The following is a 21,059-nucleotide window of genomic DNA, read 5'->3' on the forward strand; positions in this document are numbered from 1 at the left end:
ATAGGAGCTGCAATGAGAAAACTGGTTCATATAATTTACGGCGTGCTTAAAAACAAGGTACCTTTCGATCCAAATTACTCTCTCAAATCCTCTTGACTTCCAAGACGGTATCTGAACTCGTTTCAGGATCTCATTTTTAAAATCCGTAGGAGCGGCTTCCAGCCGCGATCCCTTTGAAGCCTGCCAATCCCGACACTAATCAAGGATATGACATTTTCTGTTTATTCTCCTCTCCCTGGAGGTGGGGGGATTAAGGTGGGGGTGTACCTTAATTTAATAAATCAAACCATACTTGTTCGTAGCGGGTTCAATCGAAGGGCGGAATCTTTTATGAAAATAATCTTCGCCGGGAACTTCGCATCTAGGCACGGATACTCACACTCCATGCTAGTAATAGAAATATTAACTGAATTAATGTTCATGTCAGGTGTTGTGAAATTGAAAAGTCTAAATTTTGCACGTTTGTTAGGCCTCTTCATATCAGGGCTTAAATTACTTTGTATCTTTTCATTTATGATTAATATACCATTTCTAAAACTGAGTATAATTCAACCCGTACAAACCTCTCCAGTTGTACCGTCAGGTCGTTTACACCAAGCTCTACCACATACTCTATATGGAGTCTGCCCGGGCCACGGGAAATTGTTCTGTAACATTGTATTTGTTATGACACTAGACGAATTTCGGACAGTTTTTTGTGTAGTACGATTACCATCATTCCAAAAACCTGACATCCAGGCTGTTATTTCACCAGCATTATAGGGATTCCCGCCCCCATCCTGTTGATCGGACAACCATGCTTTACATTCTTGTTCTTGTTTATATGTATCCCACCACCTTCTTACTTGGCAATGTAGCCAAATAGTTTTTTCGGCGGTAGGATCGTAGAAAGGCATTCTATTTGTTATTATTTCTTCTCGAACAGGTTTTAAATGAACTCCCAACTTTTCTAGTTCTTTTTCAATGTTAAAATAACTTTCTGCTATTTGATCTAATGTTAGGGCTTTTTTCCTCATAACAAGTCCTCCTATTCGTGTTTAATTTATAATACGTTTTATACAAAAAATAGATTTTGTAGTATGATCTTGTATATTTTAATTTCTTAAGATACTAACTTGGTTTAGAGAAATTGTCAAGATTTGAGGACGGTTCTATAATACGTCTATTGTAAATGAGAGTTCTACATAATAATCCAGCCGTGACAGGAAATTGTATAAGTGGAGGTACTTATAGATAACCTAGCAAATGTTTTTCCACTATGGGAGTGTATACGACAAAATCAACATGGCGGAATTCAGGCCAGGTTATTAAAATGCAGATGCTGTACTTTTAAATAATAACAAGGTGCTTTATCTGTAAATATAATGATAATCTTGTTCAAACCTTTAAGATTTTCATGCGAAATTGTCTAGCTAGCATTAGTGAGCAAAAAGATAGCTATAATACTATTGCAGACTGCTATCATTTTAACTTACACATAAACTGTCATATTTATTAGTTTCCTGTAAAATGGCAAAAAAGTTGATTTAGAATTATATAGTTGCTGGTTTAATTTTTTGTCCTAATATTCTAATATGCAGAGTCAATAATGTGGACAAAATCTGATGATAAATACATGCAAATGGCGATGATCCTTGCCAATGAATGTAAGTCGGAAATACGAGCCGACCCTGCTCCAAAGGTTGGAGTGATAATCGTGAAAAATGATGTGACATTAGCAGAGGCATACCGCGGACAAGATAGTACTGGAGACCATGCCGAATTCGTTGCATTACACATGCTAAATGAGAAGCAAAGGAGGGGTGCTACTCTATATACTACTCTGGAGCCATGTGTAGGCCCTCGGACAGAAGGTAAGAAACCTTGTGCTCAGTGGATTGTAGAACAGGGAATAATAAGGGTTGTTATTGGTACTCTAGATAGGAATCCATATGTGCTAGGAAAAGGTTGGTGTCATTTGATCGATAATAAAGTGGAAGTTGAATTTGCACCTTCCATAATACAATTGGAAATTGAGAACAAAATTAATAGTGAGTACGTCAAGGCATACCGACGAAATTGGATCACCATTGCACCCAGACTCGATATGCAAGATTTTTTTAGCGCAACTGCACTTGCAATACGCATCGATAATCCAGCGGAACTAAGGGGAACTTTAAACGCTTTTCTTAGAGGCCCTAAAGCGACCAATGTCGGACTAATACGTGATGTCCTTGGTTCGATATCTGGGCAAGCGGAAAGAAGTGATAAGCCACAAAAAGTCATAGACGAAGCAACACAAGTTTGGCTTGATGCCTTGGATAGTAATCGAGAGGAAGCGGTTACGGCGGCAATATATCTTCGTGATATGATGATGTATTTTCGCCGATTCCCATCACAATTGACTAAAAGGCTAACTGCTCCGCGCCCACTAACGATGAGACTTATTTCTGCTCTCGCTCAACTTTCTTATGACCATAACACGCCGGTTCCGAGTGAAGATGCATGGCACGTTTTAACCGATCGTACCCAACCTTTGGCATTACGAATGATATCTGCTTGGATCATTGGCTTTAATCGTGGTTCTGCTGGTTCTGACCGGCATGGAGTATTCATAATCGGTACCAAGGTCCTATTAGGACTCACGGAAGAATTTGATAAACAACCACTCCCTCTCCAACAGGCTCTCTTCGAAGCCTTGGATATAATTCCACGTATTGGCGGGGGTGATACGGAGGTGCTTCGGGGTCTACGCAATATATTCGAAGGCGCTCAAGAAGAGGGGGCTTATAGACTGAAGATGCTCGCAGCACGTAGTTATCTTGATCACTATCCTGTACTGAGGAAATCTTTGGGCAAATCAAATGAACAATATGCCCAATATGAAAAACGTGCAAGGAAGATAGTCGAAGAAGATAAGATGCACGATGTGTAAGAAATATACATAACTTGCTCTGAACTTTATTTGGCTGCGGAGCTTCCCTAACCTCAACAGAATTTTCAAAGACATACTGCTTATAGAAGCTGAACCATGTGAAGGTTTCAAATTCTTTACTTCACACCCCATGCGGATCATACTCCAATGGGCACCCCGCGCATAGCGGTTCCCTCTTCCTGCAGTGCTCCTTCCCGAGCTTCACGAGAAGCGCATGGTATTCGTTGAACATCCCCGCGTCTTCCGTCAACGAATCTGTAAACAACTCGTGGATTTCACAGTGAGTTGTTTCCTCGTTCTCGCCCCCTTAGTTCAAGTATGTTGAGCTTTATTGTTATGATATATTGTTGTTGGATACTGTTTTTTCTTGGATATCTGCGTCCGGCTCGTCCCTCTGGGGATGACGGAGGCGTCGTATGAAAGCGATGATCTAAGAGTTTCCATAGTGGTCTAATGGTGAGATAGTCAAAACTATAGGATTAATCTATATATGAGCTCAAAACCAACCAAAAGAAGTCACTACTTACCACAGTCATATTTAAGGCCATTTTTGACCTATGATGTATTTTGGGTTTATTACAAAGGTAAAAATGAACCGATAGCTCAAACTCCTATAAACACTGGTGTCAAGAATAATATATATAATTTCAAAAAACCGGATGGATCAATTGATGATTCACTAGAAAAGGTGTTAAGTGGTATCGAGAATGATTACAAAATGATAAGCGATAAATTGCTACAGCCTAAATCTAGGCTAGATTCGTCTGATATTGAGAAGTTGGCAATTTTCTTTTCCTTTATAGCTACGAGAGTTCCAAGAAGTATCGAGCTTTCAAGAGAAATATATAAGGAACTCGTAATTCACAGGCTTAAAAAACTCTCAAAGAAAAGAGAAGAAATCGAGAGAGCAATTGAACATCTCAAACTGATGGAAGATGATGTGATATTATCAGTTGATCAATTTGAAGAATTTTGTAAGGATCCGGAAAAGAATTACAGATTGTCAGTTAATAAGACGCTGGCAATGGCATCTAGCATAGAACTATCAAGGGATATCTACCTTCAATTGATGGATATGAATTGGTGTCTATGTAGGTCACAATCTGATATTTTGTATGTAACCTCTGATGCGCCTTTGGTACCTCTTGCTTCACGTTACGATGGTTTGCCCCAAATCGGAGTAGGTTATGGACTTAGAGATGTTGAAGTTACTATGCCAATATCACCAACTTTATGTATTCATATGAGTCGTAAGCCATTACAAAAATACAGAGCGGTAAACAAGGATTTCGTCAAAGAGATTAATCGCCGGACATCTTGGAATGCCGAGAAAATGATTATTTCCTCAATAAGATCAAATAATGTCTATAAACTTAATTCTTGGGCATCCAACTCATTAACCCAACCAAAAATCGACAGGAATTGGTTTAGGCATATGCTAGAATTTTCGGATGTGTGATAATACTTTCTCTCATTGCCGATTCACTACACACTGTTCACACCCCATGCGGATCATACTCGAGCGGACACCCCGCGCAGAGCGGCTCCCTCTTCCTGCAGTGCTCCTTCCCCAGCTTCACCAAGAGCGCGTGGTATTCGTTGAACACCCCTGCGTCTTTCTCAAGCGAATCCGTAAACAGCTCCTGGATTTCATCGTACGAAGTCTCTACGGGCACGATCCCGTGCCTCGTGAGCACCCTCCACGTATACGCGTCCACGACGAATACAGGTATCGCCCCCGCATAGAGCAGTATGCTGTCCGCAGTCTCGGGCCCTATGCCTTTTATCGAGAGGAGCTTTTCTCTGAGGATGGATTTATCGACGGCGAACATCTTGTCGAGACTGCCTGAGAATTCATTCACCAGCATCGATACGAAGTTCTTTATCTTGACGGCTTTCTGGTTGTAGTATCCGGAAGGGCGAATGAGCCCGGCCAGTTGGTCCGTTTTAATCAGGCTCAGGTCCTCGACCGAGATCAGGTTCTCGCGTTTCAGGTTACCGATCGCCTTCTCCACGTTCTTCCACGAAGTGTTCTGGGTCAGTATGGCCCCGAGTATGCACTCGAGCGCACTCTCCCCGGGCCACCAGCCCTGCGGGCCGAATTTTCTGTGCAGCTCTTCGTAGAATTTCTTTATCCGTGCGCTCTTGGTCATTGTTTTTATCCGGGACAAACTATGCCGCAGTGAATAATATACACCGGGCACATCTGGAAGCGGGCTACTTCGTGATCGGGTTGTTCGGCGCTTTCTGGGACTGCTCGTAATATGGCAGCGCTTCCGGCAGCCATTTCTTGAGGTTGTTTATCCTGGTCCCGTATCCGGGATGCGTGGACAGGAATTCAGGGGGCTGCGGCTTCCCCTTAACGGCCGCGTCCATCCTTTCCCAGAACACTATCGCCTCTCTCGGGTCGTACCCGGCCTTGGCCATGTATATGAGCCCGATGTGATCGGCTTCGGCTTCCTGTGTCCTGCTGAAGGGCAGTATGCCTCCCACGGTCACCCCTATGCCGTAAGCCTGCATGATAGCCTCTGAAACCCAGGGGTCGCTCCCGCCGAGAGCCGCGCTCACTCCCACTGCACCTATCTGTGCGAGCACGTCCGTCGACACCCGCTCCCCTCCGTGGCGCGCCGCGACGTGCGCTACTTCATGGGCCATCACGGTCGCGAGGCCCGCGTCGTTCTGAGCCACGGGGAGAATGCCCGTATACACCCCGACCTTCCCTCCCGGGAGCGCGAACGCGTTTATCTGCTCGTCGTCGTTAAGCACCTTGAAGTCCCAGTTGTACTGCGGAGTGTCGGCTACGGCCACGATTCTCATTCCTACGGTGGTCACGGCCTCGTTGTACTGCGCGTTTGTCGAGACCTGCTCTTCCTTGAGCACTTCCTGAAACGCCGCAACGCCCATCTGGTTCTCTTCCGACTGCGACAGGATGATGAATTGGGATCTGCCCGTTACGGGTGCTTTGTAGCAGGCGATAACGATCGCGCCCGATATGATCATGACGAGCACGATCAGAAGCGGCTTGATTAATCTCCACGCGGGTTTTCCGGGAATCGGTTTCATATTATTTTAGTTTTATCGATTTGGGGACGATTTGCAATGCTGAATTATTATAAGCGTATAGCGGGAAAAAAAGAAGGCAGGCTTTTATCCCCCGTACCCGAATGTGTTGGAACGCCGGGGGATAAAGGCCCGCCCAAGTTTGATGCAGGTTTATGCGGTCTTTTTCAGGTCCGCTTTCTTCATCCTTCTTATGCCTTCGTCTATGTCCTCGTCCGAGCAGGCGTAGGTGACCCTCACGTAACCTTCGCCCTGGCTCCCGAACGCGGTTCCCGCGACTACGGCGACGCCTACCGTCTCGACGAGCCTGTCGGTGAATTCCTGCGAGGTCAGGCCCGTCCCGGTGATGTCCGGGAAGGCGTAGAACGCGCCGTCGGGCGTGTCGCACTGTATCCCGGGTATGGAGTTGAGCCCGGCGACCATCCGGTCCCTCTTCTTCTTGAGCAGCTCTCTCTTCTCGATAGTCCAGTCCTGGGGGCCCGCCATCGCGGCATAAGCGGCCTTCTGAATGAAAGCGGCCACGTTCGTAATCGAGTCCTGGAGGAATATCGAAAGCTTGTCGATGACAGGCACAGGCGCCACGGCCCAGCCTATCCTCCATCCGGTCATGGCGTACGTCTTGGAGAAAGTGTCTATAACGATCGTCCTTTCCTCCATTCCTGGGACTGCGGATATCGTCTTGTGCGGCTTGTCGTAAGTCACATGAGAGAATATCTCGTCCGATATGACCATCAGATTCGGGAATTTAAAGCAAAGCTCGGCAATTTCTTCGGGGTTCTCTACGAGGTGTCCGTTCGGTCTCTGCGGGGTATTGATGATGAGGAGTTTCGTCTTCGGCGTTATCATGCTTTCGAGCTTTTCCAGGTCGAACTGCCAGTCGGGCTTCGTAAGCGGCGTATGGTTGATCTTAGCCCTTACGTACTTCGCCCATACCTCGTCAGGCGGATAACCCGGATTAGGGAAAATCACCTCGTCCCCCTCTTCGAGGAACGTGAGTAGAGACATGGTCAGGGCGTGCTTGGCGCCTGCGGTCACGATCACTTCCTCGGGCTTGGTCTTTCTCCCCTCCCTCGTCATCTCGGCGGCTATGGCTTCCCTGAGCTCGGGCAGTCCCGGACCCGGATCGTACCTGACGTAACCGTCCTTGAGCGCCTGCACGGTAGCTTCCAGAACGTGATCCGGCGTGTAGAAATCAGGACCCTGATAGTCTCCTTTCTCGAAATGGATTATCTTCTGCCCGGTCTTTTTCTCCAGCTCCCGGGCTACCCGCATGCTGGCCCATTGCTTCGGGGGAACGAAATGGCTGATCTTGGAACTGAATGGATATGAGACTGCCATTTGTAATACCTCCTTGTTGATGAATGATTTGTGAATACCTGCTACTGCATCCTCGCGGCTTCGGCCTTTTCGTAACCGGGGGCCAGGATTCCCTCGGAAATCATAGAAAAAACCTCTTCCGCGATACTTTCCGCGCTTTTTTCACTTTTGTAGTAAAACATTACCGACCTCACGAGCCCGAATATTATGAGGGCCGTAAGCTCGGTGTTCGAAGGCCTGAAAGACCCTTCGTTTATCCCTTTCTCGAGTATCTTCTGATAGAGCTTTATTCTTCTGAGCCTCCAGTGCTCGGTAAACTCGTAGTGCTCCCTTATGAGGTGCGTTTCGTCCCTGCTGAGGATCCTCAGCACGTCCAGGTTCTGCAGGTAGAACTTGAATATAAGTCCGAGGAGCTTCTTGAGCTTCACAGGCGCGGGGTCGCTCTTGGCCGTTTCCTTCTCCAGTATCGACTCGATCTCCTCGTACGTTTCTTCCATTATTTCGAGATAGAGCTTTTCCTTGGAATCGAAGTAGAGGTATATGGTCCCCTTGGCGACGCCCACTTTCTCAGCAATGTCGTCCATGGTCACGTCGTGGTAGCTCTTCTTTGAGAAGAGGTTGGCCGCGGCCCTTATTATCTCCTCTTTCCGGCCTGTCTGCCTCACCTGCCTTGACTGCGCTCGCGCGTGTTCTTTAATCGATTTATGCGGTTTCGCCATTTTTACCCGTCACCCCGTGCTGAACTGACTAGTCAGTCATCAGATATTAGTATATCTAAAAATTTTTGTCAAGTGGTTTTTTACGGGGGTTCGGGTCCCTCCATGCCGGTCTGCAAATTTGCGATTCCGGCGTACTTCCGGTGAGCTTCCGGACTCCTTCCGGGCCCCTCCGGCCGGTCCCGGTCCCGGGTTTATCGGTTTACTGCATCCCATTACGGGCGGACAATTAATCTTGGATTTTTGATATTCGTGATGATAGAATTATCACTCAAAAAAAGAACGGAGGATTTCATGAGGGCTTCGAATTTGCTTTTGGTTCTGCTGTTCGCTTTTGGTTTAATCTGTGCCGGCTGCGAAAAATCCGAAGATAAATCCGATACCGGAACCGGAACTGCCGCGACCGGGCAGGCGGAGAGCGCGGGGGAAAAGGTCGAGGAGGCGGTTGAAGGGGTTGTGGAAAAGAGCGAAGAAATGCACGAGGCCCAGGTGGCGGAGCTCAGCAAAAAATCCCCCGGAGAGATAGCGACCGAGCTATGGACCCTTATTAATACGGAACAGTATCAGCAGTGGAAAGTGATGCCGGGCCCTAGCTCCTTCTACAAAAAAGACGACGATAAAAAGAAAACGTCCGTGAAGACATATGTTAATACCATAGCCTACGAGGCTATGGAGGAAAAAAACAAATCCCTTCCTCCGGGCTCGATCATGGTCAAGGAAAGGTATGACGACCAGGATCAGCTTCAAACGATTTCAGCGACGATAAACCTGGGCGGGAACGATCCCAAGGACATAAACTGGTTCTGGGCTCAATACTCCCCCGACGGAAAGGTGTTGAAATCCGGCCATACGGGGCCGGGCGTGAAATCGGCTCAATAACAATCAGAGCGTTTCTTTATTCGGGTAATTCCGCGCCGTTCGTATTCTTTAATTCCTTCCCCCTAAAAAGACGGTTCTGAGTGTGCGTAAGAACCGGTCGGACGTGCAACGAAGCTTATGTAGACAATTAACTTCAGCCTCAATGCCGCTTAAACCAAATTAGGCAAGGATGGGGGTGTCAACCTTTTATTCGGGCGGTTATTATCGTTTCATCAGATGGTCTCTGCATTCGGGGGTGGAGATTTTGTACCGTAGCCCTTCAGAATCCGGTCATTCCCTTCAGGTATACTAAGAGTCTCGCGGGCCTGCCTTTAGCTACATTCCGGGTCCGACGTATGACCTTGATTGATGAAAAAGAAGACCCTTTTTTCTCTGCTCCTTAAATATAAATATTCTTTTCTAGCGGGTCTCCTGGCGCTCTCCCTGGTAGATATCTGCCAGCTTTCCATACCATTGATCATCGAAAGAGTAGTCGACGCACTCACCCTCGAGGGCGCGGGAGTGAGCGATATCTCGAAATACGGCCTTTTCATGCTCTCGGTGGCTGTCGCGATGTCCGTATTCAGGTTCTTCTGGAGGTATTTCATAATGGGGGCCGCCCGCAGGATCGAGCAGTCTCTCAGGAACGAGTTCTTCTCGCACCTCCAGAGCCTCCACTTCGATTTCTTCTCGCGGAGGAAGGTCGGGGACCTGATGGCGCATACCGTAAACGACATAGAGACCCTCAAGTTCGCATGCGGCTTGGGAGTGCTCATAGCATACGACGGCGTTTTCCTCCTCATTTTTATCTTCGGCGCGATGCTCTACATATCTCCGCAGCTCACACTGTACGCGTTCCTGCCTTTCCCTATATTGGGCTTCCTGATCCTGAAATTCGGAAGAATGATAGAAGAGAGGTTCCAGAAGGTGCAGGACTCGTTCTCCGAGCTTACGGAGAGCGCGAGGGCCTCGATATCCGGGATCAAAGTCGTGAAGGCGTTCGTGCGCGAGCGCGAAGAGGTAAAGGACTTCGAGTCCTCGAGCGGGGCTTATCTCGAAAAGAACCTCCGCCTTATCAAGATCTGGGGCGTATATCAGCCGCTCATAACCTATCTCGCAGCCGTGGCGACCGTGATTTTTCTATGGCTCGGGGGCATAGACACGATAACGATGAACATCACCCTCGGGGATTTCGCAGCGGCGCTCCTCTACCTGACCATGCTCGCATGGCCGATGATGGCCATGGGCTGGGCTGTCGATATAATCAAGAGGGGAAATGCTTCCCTCAACAGGATTAACGACATACTGCTCGTCGGGCCGCAGCCCCCGTCCGAACACGGCGCGGTAGATATGAATATCGAGGGCTCGATCGAGCTTAAAGACCTGAGCTTTTCATATAACGGCAAAAGGGCGCTTAAGGACGTGACGCTCAAGATACCGGCGGGCAAGGCTGTAGGGTTCACCGGGGCCACCGGCTCCGGCAAGAGCACGCTCTTTCATCTCCTCACAAGAGTGGAGGAGCCGCCGGAAAACACGATGTTCGTCGACGGCGTCGACGTCAGGAAGATAAATAGGGATTCACTAAGGGAGGGGATAGTCTATGTCCCGCAGGAGACGACTGTATTCAGCGGCACTGTGCGGGACAACATCTCTTTCATGAATCCGGCGCTCACTGATTCCGACATCGAGAATGCGGCCAGGATCGCCGAGATATACGACGAGATTCAGGACTTCCCCGGCGGGTTCGATGCGCGAGTGGGCGAGAGGGGGCTCAGTCTTTCCGGCGGTCAGAGGCAGAGGATCGCGCTCGCGAGAGCAGTACTGCTGAAGCCCAGGGTGCTGATATTGGACGACGTGTTCTCCTCGCTCGATCTCAAGACAGAGAGTATGGTGCTCAGGAATCTGAGGAGGGAGATGAAGGGGAGGACGCTGCTCGCCATATCGAGCAGGGTGCCGTCTATAAGCGGCTTCGATGCGATAGCCGTGTTCGACAACGGTAAGTTAGTCGAGTACGGGACCCACAGCGAGCTCATGTCCAGAAACGGTATATACGCCGGTCTCTATAAAATCCAGACTTTCGAATAGAAGTATAACTTTCAGGCGCCTATCTTATCCGCGAGGTCGAGAAAATCACTGGCAATAACGTCAAACGGCAGACCTTCAGCGTCTTCGGTCCTGCCTGAAGGACCGAACTCGAGCGGTCTTGCGACGAACGCAGTTTTAAAGCCCACAGACCGCGCCGCCAGTAGATCGTCCGTGTGCGCGGCGACCATCATGACGTTCCGGGGATCGAGCCCGAGGAGCCCGGCCGCGGTAATATAGACTTCGCTATCGGGCTTGTAATGCTTCGACAGCTCCGAGGATAGAACACAGTCCCAGCTTATACCCGCGCGCTTCGCCATTTCGACGAGGAGGGAGACATTGCCGTTTGATAGCGTGGCGGCAATGAACCGTTTCCGTATACGCTCGATGCCCTCTACGGAATCGGGCCACGGATCGAGCCTGTGCCACGCACTGTTGAGGTTATCTTTCTCGTCTTCCGAGAGCCCTTCTATGCCGTAGCCGATGAGCAGCCTGTCGAGCACCATCCTGTGGAGCTTATCGATGCTCATCCACGGAAGCTCGCCGGTTCTGACCATGTTCATTGCCGGTGCGTATCCGCCGCGCCACGCATCCGCGAACTTCTCCCAGTCGGCTTCTATGCCTTTTGTCTTGCCGAGGGCGCCGCATTCCCGGATTATCGAAGACCTCCAGTCGACGACGGTGCCGAAAACGTCGAATGTCAACGCCTTAACCCCGGATATGTTCTCGCTCGCGCTCATTGGACGGGAATCCTTCGTCTCTCCGCTATTGCGGCTTCGCCTTCTTTTCGACCCTGGCAATAAATCTTTCGGCGTCGACTATAAACCTCTGGTGCGTGCCCTCGGTTATCACGTCTATGCCGTCGTGGGCGACGATCGAAAACGTGAGCTTCCTGCCGTCGACTTCCGTGAGCTCCCCCTTCACGTTCACCGTCAGCCCGGGCGGCGTCGCCGCGGTGTGGTTGAGCTTTACGTCTATTCCGACCGACTGCTCCCTCGGCCAGTCTATATGGTCGTTCACGAACCTGACGCACGCCCATTCTATAAGCCCTATCATGAACCCTGTGGAAAAGACCTTGGGCATCATCTGGAATTCCTCGGACTCGGGATATATATAGGGGACGGTTTTCGATTCCGGTATCGTGAAGTCGAACTCGAATCTCATTCCGGGCTTCAGCGTATCGCTCATTTACAAGTCTCCTGTCGCATTCTTGTGTTTAGTCCGGGCTGACCCCTCGCCGCCATAAAGTTCAATGCCTCGGCCCGGTTTTTTTCTATTATAGCCCAGAAGCGTCGATAAACAATTGACAGACGCGTTTAAAAATGAAATCAATTCGATAATCCGGGCATTATATTTAGGTATACTGCTTTATAACTGAATGCGGGGGTGAAACATGGCTGAAAACATGAAGAGACTTTACCGTTCCAGGACGGACAGGATGATAGCCGGCATATGCGGCGGGCTGGGCGAGATGTTTTCCATCGATCCGACGCTGATCAGGCTCATTTTCGCTCTAGTTGCGCTCTTTACGGTCGGCACCGCCGCGCTAGTTTACATACTGGGCTGGATAATTATTCCCGAAGCCCCGGTGGAGTAAGTCTCTTCGCAGGGCCCGGTCGATTGTCCTTGTGAAAATTCAAGTCTGAAAGGGGAAGGTAGGACTTCACGCCGGTTTTCAGCTTCTGTTCTTATCGGGACCGTCCCGTCGGGGGTGTATTTTGATGTATATAGGCGTCGCTGAAAAGGCCGCGAGAGAAGCGGGAGATATATTAAAAGCCAATCTTGGCAAAGTTAAGGATATTACGTTCAAAGGCAAGAACAGCCTCGTGACCGAAGTCGACACGCTGTCCGAAGAGACCATCGTCGAGTGCATAAAACGGAGCTTCCCCTCCCACGACATATTCGCCGAGGAGTCGGGCAGGCGCTCGACGGGCTCTGACCATGTCTGGATCATAGACCCGCTCGACGGCACGACGAATTACGCTCACGGTTATCCCTTCTTTTCCGTATCGATAGCCCTAGAGGTCGGGGGCGCGGTGAAGGCGGGCGTCGTTTACGACCCAGTAAAGGACGAGATGTTTTCCGCGGAGCTGGGGGGCGGGGCATTCATGAACGGGGAAGAGATACGTGTATCCGGCTCGACCCGCCTCGACGAGAGTCACCTCGTCACGGGCTTTGTCCATGACGATCCGGAAATGGTCGTGAAGAACCTCGGGCATTTCAGCGACTTCGTCTGGAGGGCAAGAGCGGTGAGGCGAGACGGCTCGGCGGCGCTAGACCTTTGCTACGTCGCGTGCGGCAGGTTCGACGGATTCTGGGAGCTCGGCCTCAACCCTTGGGATACGGCGGCCGGGGTCCTGATCGTGGAGGAGGCCGGAGGACTTGTGACAAACTTCACCGGGGACGAATACAGTATTTACGTCAAGGAAATACTGGCGTCCAATAGGGGTATCCACTCTGAAATGATCGAAGTCCTGTCCCTCGGCACACCGAAATAAAGAGCTCCTTCTTAATGATCTGTGCCCGTTGGGTAAAAATAAGGGTGAATCCTGAATTTCTTCAAAGATTCACCCTTTAGAGGATGGGGAATATGTTATGGCCGCGTTTGATAAACTATATGGACTGCTTACTACCCTTTGCCATTAACTTCATAAATACTCACTGATTCTATTATGCAATGTGTGTGCCAAATGCCCCAAAATTGTGCAGCATCTTGGTATTATTACATAATTTTCATTATTCAGTTGTCAAGAGTTATTCCTCCACCTTAAATCTGACAAATAATTTGTCATTCTTTGACAAAAGTTGTCAAAAGTCTGCGTGACGGATTCTGATAAAGTGTGACAATTGAAGGCAGCCGCGCCCGAATTACATAAGGCGCTTTTGCTCAAAGATTATTATAATATTCCAATTATAATCCTGTATCGAGTTCGGGGGGTACTGCATGGCTCAAATTACACTAAAAAACGCCTTATTATTGATGATTATTGCTATATTTTGTAATGGATCGGAATGGTTATACGCACAGCCCCAGCATGATACAGGAAAAGAAGCCCGTTATTACTATGTCGGCACGGTCGGTGACGACCTCTCTGTCCAGATGGAGCTGGTCATCGATTCGGGCGACGTCACGGGCTCGTATATGTATGACAAGGTCGGCGTACCCATCTCTCTTTCGGGAGAGATGGACCACGGATCTTCGGTTTTGACCCTGACCGAGCAGGACGACAAGGGACTGAAAACCGGGACGTTCAGGGGCAGCGTCAAAAGCGAAGGGAAGAGCTTCGGGAAGTTCATAGAAGGCCGATGGTCCAAGGCAAACGGGCTCACTACTCTCCCCTTTAAGCTCACGAAGGTAGCCGACTTCGTCACGACCGGCGTCAATGTAAAGGAAAAATACGAGGCAACCTATATGTACCCCTCGTTCATAACGGACACAAGAGCTAATCGTGAGATAAATGAAAGGCTCGAAAAGGAAGCGGCATCGGAGAAGAAAAAGTTCACAGCCGAGGCGGCGGAATTTTTCAGCGCTCAGGAATCTGCAGGGGAATGGCAGGAGGACTACAGCTACACCATTGAATATTACTCTCCGGAACTGATAAGTCTCTCGGGAGAGGTATTCTCCTACACGGGCGGCGCACACGGCAATACTTTCTACATGTCTTCCAACTACTGGATCAAAGACGGCAAGGCGCTTCTCGTCGGCTTGCCCGACCTCTTTACCCCGAAATCGGATTATATGAAAGTCCTCTCCGATTACTGCATCAGAGACTTGAGAAGACAGCAGGCGGGGTGGGTATTGAACGGAGAGCTTAAGGAGCTTAAAGCCGACGACCTGAGCGCGTTCGTTATATCGCCGAGGGGCATAACATTCGCTTTCGCTCCCTATGCGGTCGGCCCGTACGTCGAAGGGTCGTATTTCGTTACGGTCGGCTACGGGGAGATTAAAGGAGTCGCCAAAACGGATGGTCCCTTGAGGCAATTCTTAAAATGAACCAGCAATTAACCCGGCTTATCCGCGCCCGGGCCCTGACGGAGCGCATCGTGTGGGCGATTATCACGGGCTCGGTGGTGTTTTATTTCTTCATAGCATACGTTCTTGTGGGCAGTGGTCCCGGCGCGGCTGTTAACGTGGTGAGAGGTGCTGAGCCTCTCTTTTACGCGGCGGGCGCAGCCGTCGCCATATTCTCTGTCTATTATCGCCGACGCTCGTTTTCGCCTGAGCGTATGAGCGCGATTCTGAGCAAGTTCGATAGCGGAGCGGTTCCGGGCGAAACGCCGACGCGGCGCACCGGTTCGGACGTTATCGATGACATGAGCGCGTTTAACGATTCCGAGAAAAGGGCAATATTCCTCATGAACGAGTTGCAGAAGGCGTCGATAATTAACCTGATACTGAACGAGCTCGTGATAATAATAGGCTTCGTGCTCTCATTCCTGAGCGGAGATTTCATGAAGATCATACCTTTCGGGTCAGTGTCTCTCGTCTTGTGTTTCTGGATGTTTCCGAGGCCCGAATCGGTCATCGAGAAGTCCCGAAAATTATTTCCGGGATAAACGCCCGGGGATTTTACGTTAAAATTATCACAGACCGTAGTTTCTGTTGCGATAAAATCATTCGTTCGTTATGGAGATTCTCATGACTGATTCCGGTAATTCACATACTGATGTGTTGGTGGTAGGGGCCGGCCCCACGGGGCTCACGATGGCTTGCGAGCTCGCGAGGCACGGGATCACGCCCAGGATAATCGACAAGGCGCCCGCGCCTTCGGATAAGTCGAAGGCTTTCGGTATCCACGCGCGGACTCTCGAGGTGTTCGAGACGATGGGTATTGTGGATACGGTGCTCGGACGGGGGAATATCTGTAACGGGTTCGATATGTACGATCACGGAAAACCTCTCGCAAGCGTCGTATTCGACAGCCTTCCGACGAAATATCCCTATTTCCTGATTATTGCACAGAGCGACACGGAGAAGATACTGAACGCGCATCTCGAGTCCTACGGGATAGAGGTCGAGCGCGAGAAAGAGCTAGTCGGCATCGAGCATACACAGGATTCCGTCTCGGCCCGGTTGAGGTTGAAGGACGGCGCCGAGGAGCTCATCGATTGTACTTATATAGCCGGTTGCGACGGGGCCCACAGCACTGCGCGCCATGTCCTCGGCTTCGAGTTCAAAGGGGCTCCTTATCCGAATTACTGGCTCCTCGCCGACTGCGACCTCGACTGGAGGTACCCGCTCCACCATATGTCGGTCTTCATTCATCCCCTGGGCGTGACTGCGTATTTCCCTCTATACAGCGACAGAGGACGACTGATGTTCGAGCTCCCCGACGCTCCCGTTGACGAGGAGATGGCCGAGCCCGCGATCGAAGACGTTAGAAGACTCATGGACGAGAGGGAGATCGATTACAGGAGCGTCCGAAACCCGAACTGGCTCGCGTATTTCAAGCTCCACCACCGGATGGTCGATAAGTACGGTGAGGGCCGGGTGTTCCTCTCCGGCGACGCAGCCCATATACACAGCCCTATGGGCGGCCAGGGCATGAATACGGGTATACAGGACGCGTGCAACCTCGCATGGAAGCTCGCGCTCGTGCTCAAGGGCAGGTCGCCCGAGAGCCTTCTCGACAGCTACAATGCCGAGAGACACCGCGTGGGCAAGGGCGTAGTAAGCTTGACGGACATGGCTACCAAGATGGTAGGGATCCATAACCCTGTACTAGCAGCCATTCGGAACAAGCTCGTCGGCACCTTATCGAAATTAGACCCGGTTCAGGAAAAGCTGCTGACGACTCTCTCTCAGATAGAGATCAACTACAGGGAGAGCCCGATCGTCGGTGAGAGGTGGTATCAGCCTGATGCAATCGAGGGATACCACAACTACAGGCGCGACCTCGAAGCCGGGGAGAGGGTGAAGGATTATGCTCTAACAAGCCTCGACGGAAAAACGAGTTTGCGGCTTTACGGTCTCCTCAGGGATACAAGGCACAAACTTCTGCTGTTCTCAGGCGCCCTGCCCGAGGGTATGGAATTCGATGAATTGAGAAAAATACATAACACCATAGGATCCGAGTACAAAGACCTGATCGACGTTCATTTGATTGCGGGTACTCATGACCTCCCGTCCGGTTTCGAAAAGATGAAGTCGGTATGGAGCGATAAGGACTTGGGGATGCACCGGGACTTCGGCGCCGCGAAATCGAGCCTGTATCTCATACGCCCGGACGGCTACATAGGCTTCAGGAACGAGCCCGCGAGCCTGAGCGACCTGCTCGAATACCTCCCGGTAATATTTTTATGATCTACGCCGTTGCTCTCTGATATAATTACCGGTAACGGAAGATCAGGTTCGAACCATGCCTGAATACAGGGCGTATTTTCATTTCTATCGCGAGCTCCGCGATTTCTTCGCCGACCCCGGCGCCGCTATATCTGTAAAATACGATTTCGACGGAAAGCCGTCCGTCAAAGACGCGATAGAGGCGATAGGCGTGCCCCATACCGAAGTGGATTCGATAGTCGTGAACGGAGACCCGGCAGGCTTCGGTTATCATCTCGGGGACGGGGACGCAGTGTCCGTCTATCCTGCGTCATTAAGCCCCGAGATTCCGGCGAAGGTCCCGCTCCGGGGCGAGCCGCGTCCGTCGTTCGTCGTGGACGTGAATCTCGGCAAGCTCGCGCGTCTCCTGAGGATGCTCGGCTTCGATGCAGCGTACAGGAACAACTACACCGACCACGAAATCGCGGGGCTCGCCGGGAGAGAGGGCCGCACTGTGCTTACGCGCGACAGGAGGCTCCTCAGGTTCAGGGTAATCGAGCACGGCTACTGGCTCAGGTCGGACGACCCACGCATGCAGGTTAAGGAGGTAATCAGGAGGTTCGGCCTCGATCCCGTTATCAAGCCCTTTAACAGATGCCTCGAATGTAACGGCGTCATCGTGCCCACCGAGAAGGAGCAGGTCCTCGAGATGCTCGAGCCAAAGACAAAACTTTATTACGACGAATTCTACGTATGCTCCGATTGCGGGAAGATTTACTGGAAAGGCTCTCACTACGAGCACATGAACGCGGTACTGGAGGACATCAGGCGTTCGTATACAGGTTTTTAACTCCGCCCCTCGTGTCTTGTTGCTTATTGCGGCTTCTCTTCCGCTCCGGCCGGTATCGTGTGAACATCCCCAGGCATATGATCTCTCCTTTCCTCGCCCTGTCAACTAATATATCCCGCCCATTCGTCCTGATTGTCCGGCGAAACTTTACCCAGGTCGGGAGCTTGTCAAAAGAGATTAAATTTATTTCCCTCCTCCTTGAGGGGGGAGGGTTCGGAGCCTGCCCTGAACTTGTTTCAGGGTGGGGGTGTACCTTAATATTCCAGTCATTCTATATGAATCGATCGCGGCTGGCCTGTCCTGAACTTGATTCAGGAAAGCCGCTCCTACGGTTTCAAGCCCATCTCCGGCAATAGCTCCTTTATCGACCTCCTCAGGAACTCCCTCTCGTACACCTCCCCGTCGACGACCTCCCCGTTCCAGACTAGTATGTCGAGGTCTATCGCCCTCGGGCCGTGCTTATTGTCCGTTTTCACCCTCCCGAGCTCCGTTTCCAGAATCTTCAGCCGCGATTTCAGGCTGTCGGCGTCAAGCTCCGTCTCTATAAGGATCGCCCCGTTCAAGAACCTGTCCTGGTCCTCGAACCCGACGGGATCCGTCTCGACGAACGATGAGGACTTTATCAGCTTAAACTCGCCTGCTATCGCGTCTTTGGCTTTGCGGATGTTCTCTTGGGGATTTATGTTGGAGCCGAGTCCTATCACTGCCCTGTTCAAGTTCATGTCGAAACCACCGGAGTCTTATCTCGATTCCGAGTGCGTTACGGAGACCGAATCGGCGAACCGCAGCGCGCCCGGCTTATCCACCTTCGCGGTCGCCCTTCTCACCCTCCCGTCCTCGAGGATTATTTTCACCACGTTCCCTGCGATCCTTTCTATTAGGTTGAATTCTCCGTCCTCAATTTCGGAGATAATCTTTTTCGTCATGGACTTGTAGTCGACCGTAAAGGAAATATCGTCCTTTTCCATGGCCTCTCTGCCGTCAAATTCGATCTCTATGTTTATGACTACTTCCTGCTTTACCTTCTTCTCCCACTCGAAGACGCCGACGACAGTCCTCAGTCTCAGGTTCTCTATCTTTATAATCACTCTGCTCTCTCCTCAGCCGAGGTGCTGCCCGCCGTCTACAAACAGGCACTCTCCGGTCACGTAGTCGTTTTCGAGTATATATTTTAATGCCGTTATGACGTGGCCGGGATGTCCCGGCTTTCCCAATGGCGTATCCTTCGATATCTTCTTCAGATATTTCTGATCCTTTTCCGGAGGAGGGAGTATCGGCCCCGGACAGATTCCGTTGACGCGTATCTTTGGCCCGAGAGCTTTAGCGGCCATGAGGGTGAAATCCCTGAGCGCTCTCTTGCTAAGGTTGTAAACGAAGTGGCCGGATTCGATCCGGGAGACCCTCGTATCGAGCATGTTCACGATCAGCTGCGCGCTTTTTCTTCTGCCGAATTCCTGTGACAGGAAGAAGGGCGCTTTGAAGTTGAGGGTGAATTCCCTGTCGAACGATTCCTCCGTGACTTCCATAAATTTTATGTCTTCGAATAAGGAGGCGTTGTTTATGAGAATTGAGCAGTATGGAAAGGCCCGGAATACCTGTTCGATGAGGGTCTTCGTGTTTCTGATATTGGAGAGGTCTGCTTTGAATATCTCGCACTTTCTTCCGAGTGCTTTTATCTCATCCGCCGTTTTTCTGATTCCATTCACCGAAGTGTTGTAGTGCAGGGCGACGTCGTACCCCATGTCGGCAAGGGCAATCGCCATTTCCCTGCCCAGCCGCTTCCCCGCTCCTGTTATAAAAGCAGCTTTTTTCATTATTGTTTATGCTACGTCCTTATCTGAGCTCCGATTTTAGACACCGAGATTATAGCACAACGGGCGCTAGCGGATAAGCCGCCCGTGATGCGATGGAATAGCGATTCGGGTTGCTGCTTGCCTGTTCCGAGCGCAGGGGCCGTCTCTCCCTTGAGGACTGCATTTAATTATCGAGCAATGTTTCATATCCAGCACCGAATTGGTGTAGAATTAATCCGGTTGCGACAATCTCCGTAAAGGCGGACGCATGGCTAAAAAACCCGTAAAATCGAGCCCGCCTGTCCTCGGCATAGATATAGGAGGGACAGGGATCAAATCGGCCCCCGTCGACATCGACAAAGGCGTGCTGCTTGCGGAAAGATACAGGGTAGACACCCCTCATCCGGCGACTCCAAAGAGCATGCTCGAAGCCATAGGGGGCATAATCTCTCACTGGAACTGGAAGGGACCTCTCGGGTGCGGTTTTCCCGGCGTTATGAAGAGCGGGGAAGTCTATACGGCTGCGAACCTGTCGAAGAAATGGATCGGGGTCAATATCAGGGACGAGATCGAGAAGATATCGCCGCTTAAGGCCGTAGTGATAAACGACGCGGATTCGGCGGGCCTCGCCGAGATGAAGTTCGGCGCGGGGGAGAAATATAACCGGCACGGCGGCGGGGTCGTCCTCATGGTCACGCTCGGGACGGGCGTAGGCACCGCGCTCTTCGTCGACGGCCACCTGGTGCGTAACACGGAGCTGGGACACATAGAAATAGACGGCGAGGACGCGGAAAAACGCACGGCGGAGATTCACAGGGAGATCGAGGGCCTCAGCTGGAAGAAATGGGGTAAGAGGGTGAACGATTATTTACAGCACATCGAAAAGCTCCTGTCTCCCGACCTTATCATTATCGGGGGCGGGGTTAGCAAAAAGTCGGATAAGTTTTTCCCGTATATAAAGGTCAGAGCTCCGATCGTGCCCGCGAAAATGCTTAACGACGCCGGTATCGTCGGGGCCGCGCTCGCTTCCGAGCTTTAAAAACGGGGCTTTTCTTGCATTCTGGGGTTCGTTGTGTGATAATGGCATTGGTCGCAGCCTATATTTCCTAAATTTGTGACTCCGCGTTTCCGAGGTAGCAATTTGTTTCGCAGGGAAGCTCAAAGGCGCATATCGAAATGGATTTGTGAAGCCGTCCCTCAAATCATG

Annotated in this window: 21 protein-coding genes; 11 read left to right on the plus strand and 10 right to left on the minus strand. The window is 50.6% G+C overall.

Going from position 1 to position 21,059, the window contains the following annotated elements:
• Positions 1–548: 548 nt before the first annotated feature.
• Positions 549–1,016 (minus strand): hypothetical protein, encoded by a 468-nt coding sequence (locus tag AB1598_08960; protein MEW6145131.1) that lies wholly within the window; start codon positions 1,014–1,016, stop codon positions 549–551.
• Positions 1,017–1,588: 572 nt separating this feature from the next.
• Here AB1598_08960 and AB1598_08965 point away from each other — a divergent pair.
• Both AB1598_08965 and AB1598_08970 read left to right on the plus strand, forming a co-directional pair.
• Positions 1,589–2,914: a deaminase gene (locus tag AB1598_08965; GenBank protein ID MEW6145132.1), complete on the plus strand. Its 1,326-nt coding sequence runs from the start codon at positions 1,589–1,591 to the stop codon at positions 2,912–2,914.
• A 490-nt stretch (positions 2,915–3,404) separates the two neighbouring features.
• Positions 3,405–4,373 (plus strand): DUF4238 domain-containing protein, encoded by a 969-nt coding sequence (locus AB1598_08970; protein ID MEW6145133.1) that lies wholly within the window; start codon positions 3,405–3,407, stop codon positions 4,371–4,373.
• 37 nt (positions 4,374–4,410) lie between these two features.
• Here the strand turns inward: AB1598_08970 and AB1598_08975 are convergent, their stop codons facing one another.
• The 4 genes from AB1598_08975 to AB1598_08990 all read right to left on the minus strand — a co-directional run bounded on the left by AB1598_08975 (position 4,411) and on the right by AB1598_08990 (position 8,010).
• Entirely contained in the window at positions 4,411–5,067 is a 657-nt protein-coding gene (locus AB1598_08975) for an endonuclease III domain-containing protein (GenBank protein MEW6145134.1), read from the minus strand.
• 64 nt (positions 5,068–5,131) lie between these two features.
• Positions 5,132–5,977 (minus strand): M48 family metallopeptidase, encoded by an 846-nt coding sequence (locus AB1598_08980; GenBank protein MEW6145135.1) that lies wholly within the window; start codon positions 5,975–5,977, stop codon positions 5,132–5,134.
• Between the two features lie 150 nt (positions 5,978–6,127).
• Positions 6,128–7,312: an aminotransferase class I/II-fold pyridoxal phosphate-dependent enzyme gene (locus tag AB1598_08985; protein MEW6145136.1), complete on the minus strand. Its 1,185-nt coding sequence runs from the start codon at positions 7,310–7,312 to the stop codon at positions 6,128–6,130.
• Positions 7,313–7,353: 41 nt separating this feature from the next.
• On the minus strand, positions 7,354–8,010 hold the full coding sequence (locus AB1598_08990) for a TetR/AcrR family transcriptional regulator (protein ID MEW6145137.1): 657 nt from the start codon (positions 8,008–8,010) through the stop codon (positions 7,354–7,356).
• 291 nt (positions 8,011–8,301) lie between these two features.
• Here AB1598_08990 and AB1598_08995 point away from each other — a divergent pair, with 291 nt between their 5' ends.
• Positions 8,302–8,886, plus strand: a complete 585-nt coding sequence (locus AB1598_08995) for a hypothetical protein (protein MEW6145138.1) — start codon at positions 8,302–8,304, stop codon at positions 8,884–8,886.
• 348 nt (positions 8,887–9,234) lie between these two features.
• Entirely contained in the window at positions 9,235–10,950 is a 1,716-nt protein-coding gene (locus AB1598_09000) for an ABC transporter ATP-binding protein (GenBank protein ID MEW6145139.1), read from the plus strand.
• An 11-nt stretch (positions 10,951–10,961) separates the two neighbouring features.
• Here AB1598_09000 and AB1598_09005 read toward each other — a convergent pair whose 3' ends face one another.
• Positions 10,962–11,687 carry a haloacid dehalogenase type II gene (locus tag AB1598_09005; GenBank protein MEW6145140.1) on the minus strand — a complete coding sequence of 242 codons (726 nt, stop codon included), beginning with the start codon at positions 11,685–11,687 and terminating at the stop codon, positions 10,962–10,964.
• Between the two features lie 25 nt (positions 11,688–11,712).
• A complete protein-coding gene (locus AB1598_09010) occupies positions 11,713–12,135 on the minus strand; it encodes a thioesterase family protein (GenBank protein MEW6145141.1) in 423 nt (140 codons plus the stop codon).
• Positions 12,136–12,340: 205 nt separating this feature from the next.
• On the opposite strand from AB1598_09010, the gene AB1598_09015 reads away from it, so the two are divergent.
• The 6 genes from AB1598_09015 (at position 12,341) to AB1598_09040 (ending at position 18,059) form a co-directional block, all read left to right on the plus strand.
• Positions 12,341–12,544: a PspC domain-containing protein gene (locus AB1598_09015; protein MEW6145142.1), complete on the plus strand. Its 204-nt coding sequence runs from the start codon at positions 12,341–12,343 to the stop codon at positions 12,542–12,544.
• A 124-nt stretch (positions 12,545–12,668) separates the two neighbouring features.
• On the plus strand, positions 12,669–13,445 hold the full coding sequence (locus AB1598_09020) for an inositol monophosphatase family protein (GenBank protein ID MEW6145143.1): 777 nt from the start codon (positions 12,669–12,671) through the stop codon (positions 13,443–13,445).
• A gap of 446 nt (positions 13,446–13,891) precedes the next feature.
• Positions 13,892–14,941: a DUF3298 and DUF4163 domain-containing protein gene (locus AB1598_09025; GenBank protein ID MEW6145144.1), complete on the plus strand. Its 1,050-nt coding sequence runs from the start codon at positions 13,892–13,894 to the stop codon at positions 14,939–14,941.
• Positions 14,938–15,504 (plus strand): hypothetical protein, encoded by a 567-nt coding sequence (locus AB1598_09030; protein MEW6145145.1) that lies wholly within the window; start codon positions 14,938–14,940, stop codon positions 15,502–15,504. Before AB1598_09025 ends, AB1598_09030 begins: the two co-directional genes overlap by 4 nt.
• A gap of 82 nt (positions 15,505–15,586) precedes the next feature.
• A complete protein-coding gene (locus tag AB1598_09035; GenBank protein MEW6145146.1) occupies positions 15,587–17,251 on the plus strand; it encodes an FAD-dependent monooxygenase in 1,665 nt (554 codons plus the stop codon).
• A gap of 55 nt (positions 17,252–17,306) precedes the next feature.
• Positions 17,307–18,059 carry a Mut7-C RNAse domain-containing protein gene (locus tag AB1598_09040; GenBank protein MEW6145147.1) on the plus strand — a complete coding sequence of 251 codons (753 nt, stop codon included), beginning with the start codon at positions 17,307–17,309 and terminating at the stop codon, positions 18,057–18,059.
• 326 nt (positions 18,060–18,385) lie between these two features.
• Here AB1598_09040 and folK read toward each other — a convergent pair whose 3' ends face one another.
• Genes folK through AB1598_09055 form a run of 3 tightly spaced genes read right to left on the minus strand, consistent with a single transcriptional unit; the run spans position 18,386 to position 19,873 of the window.
• The gene (gene folK, locus AB1598_09045) at positions 18,386–18,781 is read right to left on the minus strand and encodes a 2-amino-4-hydroxy-6-hydroxymethyldihydropteridine diphosphokinase (protein ID MEW6145148.1); all 396 of its coding nucleotides are present in this window, start codon (positions 18,779–18,781) and stop codon (positions 18,386–18,388) included.
• 18 nt (positions 18,782–18,799) lie between these two features.
• Positions 18,800–19,147: a dihydroneopterin aldolase gene (gene folB, locus AB1598_09050; protein ID MEW6145149.1), complete on the minus strand. Its 348-nt coding sequence runs from the start codon at positions 19,145–19,147 to the stop codon at positions 18,800–18,802.
• 12 nt (positions 19,148–19,159) lie between these two features.
• Positions 19,160–19,873 carry an SDR family oxidoreductase gene (locus tag AB1598_09055; GenBank protein ID MEW6145150.1) on the minus strand — a complete coding sequence of 238 codons (714 nt, stop codon included), beginning with the start codon at positions 19,871–19,873 and terminating at the stop codon, positions 19,160–19,162.
• Between the two features lie 247 nt (positions 19,874–20,120).
• Between AB1598_09055 and ppgK the strand changes: the two genes are divergently transcribed.
• Positions 20,121–20,891, plus strand: a complete 771-nt coding sequence (gene ppgK, locus AB1598_09060) for a polyphosphate--glucose phosphotransferase (protein MEW6145151.1) — start codon at positions 20,121–20,123, stop codon at positions 20,889–20,891.
• Positions 20,892–21,059: the final 168 nt, after the last annotated feature.

It is taken from the genome of Thermodesulfobacteriota bacterium (genome assembly GCA_040754335.1).
Classification (GTDB): domain Bacteria; phylum Desulfobacterota_D; class UBA1144; order Nemesobacterales; family UBA2774; genus 2-12-FULL-53-21.

Coding starts and splice junctions, on each gene's coding strand:
- AB1598_09030 (MEW6145145.1), top strand. CDS start 14,938: ATGAACCAGCAATTAACCCGGCTTATCCGCGCCCGGGCCCTGACGGAG.
- AB1598_08975 (MEW6145134.1), bottom strand. CDS start 5,067: ATGACCAAGAGCGCACGGATAAAGAAATTCTACGAAGAGCTGCACAGA.
- AB1598_09040 (MEW6145147.1), top strand. CDS start 17,307: ATGCCTGAATACAGGGCGTATTTTCATTTCTATCGCGAGCTCCGCGAT.
- ppgK (MEW6145151.1), top strand. CDS start 20,121: ATGGCTAAAAAACCCGTAAAATCGAGCCCGCCTGTCCTCGGCATAGAT.
- AB1598_09000 (MEW6145139.1), top strand. CDS start 9,235: ATGAAAAAGAAGACCCTTTTTTCTCTGCTCCTTAAATATAAATATTCT.
- folK (MEW6145148.1), bottom strand. CDS start 18,781: ATGAACTTGAACAGGGCAGTGATAGGACTCGGCTCCAACATAAATCCC.
- AB1598_09010 (MEW6145141.1), bottom strand. CDS start 12,135: ATGAGCGATACGCTGAAGCCCGGAATGAGATTCGAGTTCGACTTCACG.
- AB1598_09015 (MEW6145142.1), top strand. CDS start 12,341: ATGGCTGAAAACATGAAGAGACTTTACCGTTCCAGGACGGACAGGATG.
- AB1598_09020 (MEW6145143.1), top strand. CDS start 12,669: ATGTATATAGGCGTCGCTGAAAAGGCCGCGAGAGAAGCGGGAGATATA.
- AB1598_08965 (MEW6145132.1), top strand. CDS start 1,589: ATGTGGACAAAATCTGATGATAAATACATGCAAATGGCGATGATCCTT.
- AB1598_08970 (MEW6145133.1), top strand. CDS start 3,405: ATGAGCTCAAAACCAACCAAAAGAAGTCACTACTTACCACAGTCATAT.
- AB1598_09055 (MEW6145150.1), bottom strand. CDS start 19,873: ATGAAAAAAGCTGCTTTTATAACAGGAGCGGGGAAGCGGCTGGGCAGG.
- AB1598_08960 (MEW6145131.1), bottom strand. CDS start 1,016: ATGAGGAAAAAAGCCCTAACATTAGATCAAATAGCAGAAAGTTATTTT.
- AB1598_09035 (MEW6145146.1), top strand. CDS start 15,587: ATGACTGATTCCGGTAATTCACATACTGATGTGTTGGTGGTAGGGGCC.
- AB1598_09005 (MEW6145140.1), bottom strand. CDS start 11,687: ATGAGCGCGAGCGAGAACATATCCGGGGTTAAGGCGTTGACATTCGAC.
- AB1598_09025 (MEW6145144.1), top strand. CDS start 13,892: ATGGCTCAAATTACACTAAAAAACGCCTTATTATTGATGATTATTGCT.
- AB1598_08995 (MEW6145138.1), top strand. CDS start 8,302: ATGAGGGCTTCGAATTTGCTTTTGGTTCTGCTGTTCGCTTTTGGTTTA.
- AB1598_08985 (MEW6145136.1), bottom strand. CDS start 7,312: ATGGCAGTCTCATATCCATTCAGTTCCAAGATCAGCCATTTCGTTCCC.
- AB1598_08980 (MEW6145135.1), bottom strand. CDS start 5,977: ATGAAACCGATTCCCGGAAAACCCGCGTGGAGATTAATCAAGCCGCTT.
- AB1598_08990 (MEW6145137.1), bottom strand. CDS start 8,010: ATGGCGAAACCGCATAAATCGATTAAAGAACACGCGCGAGCGCAGTCA.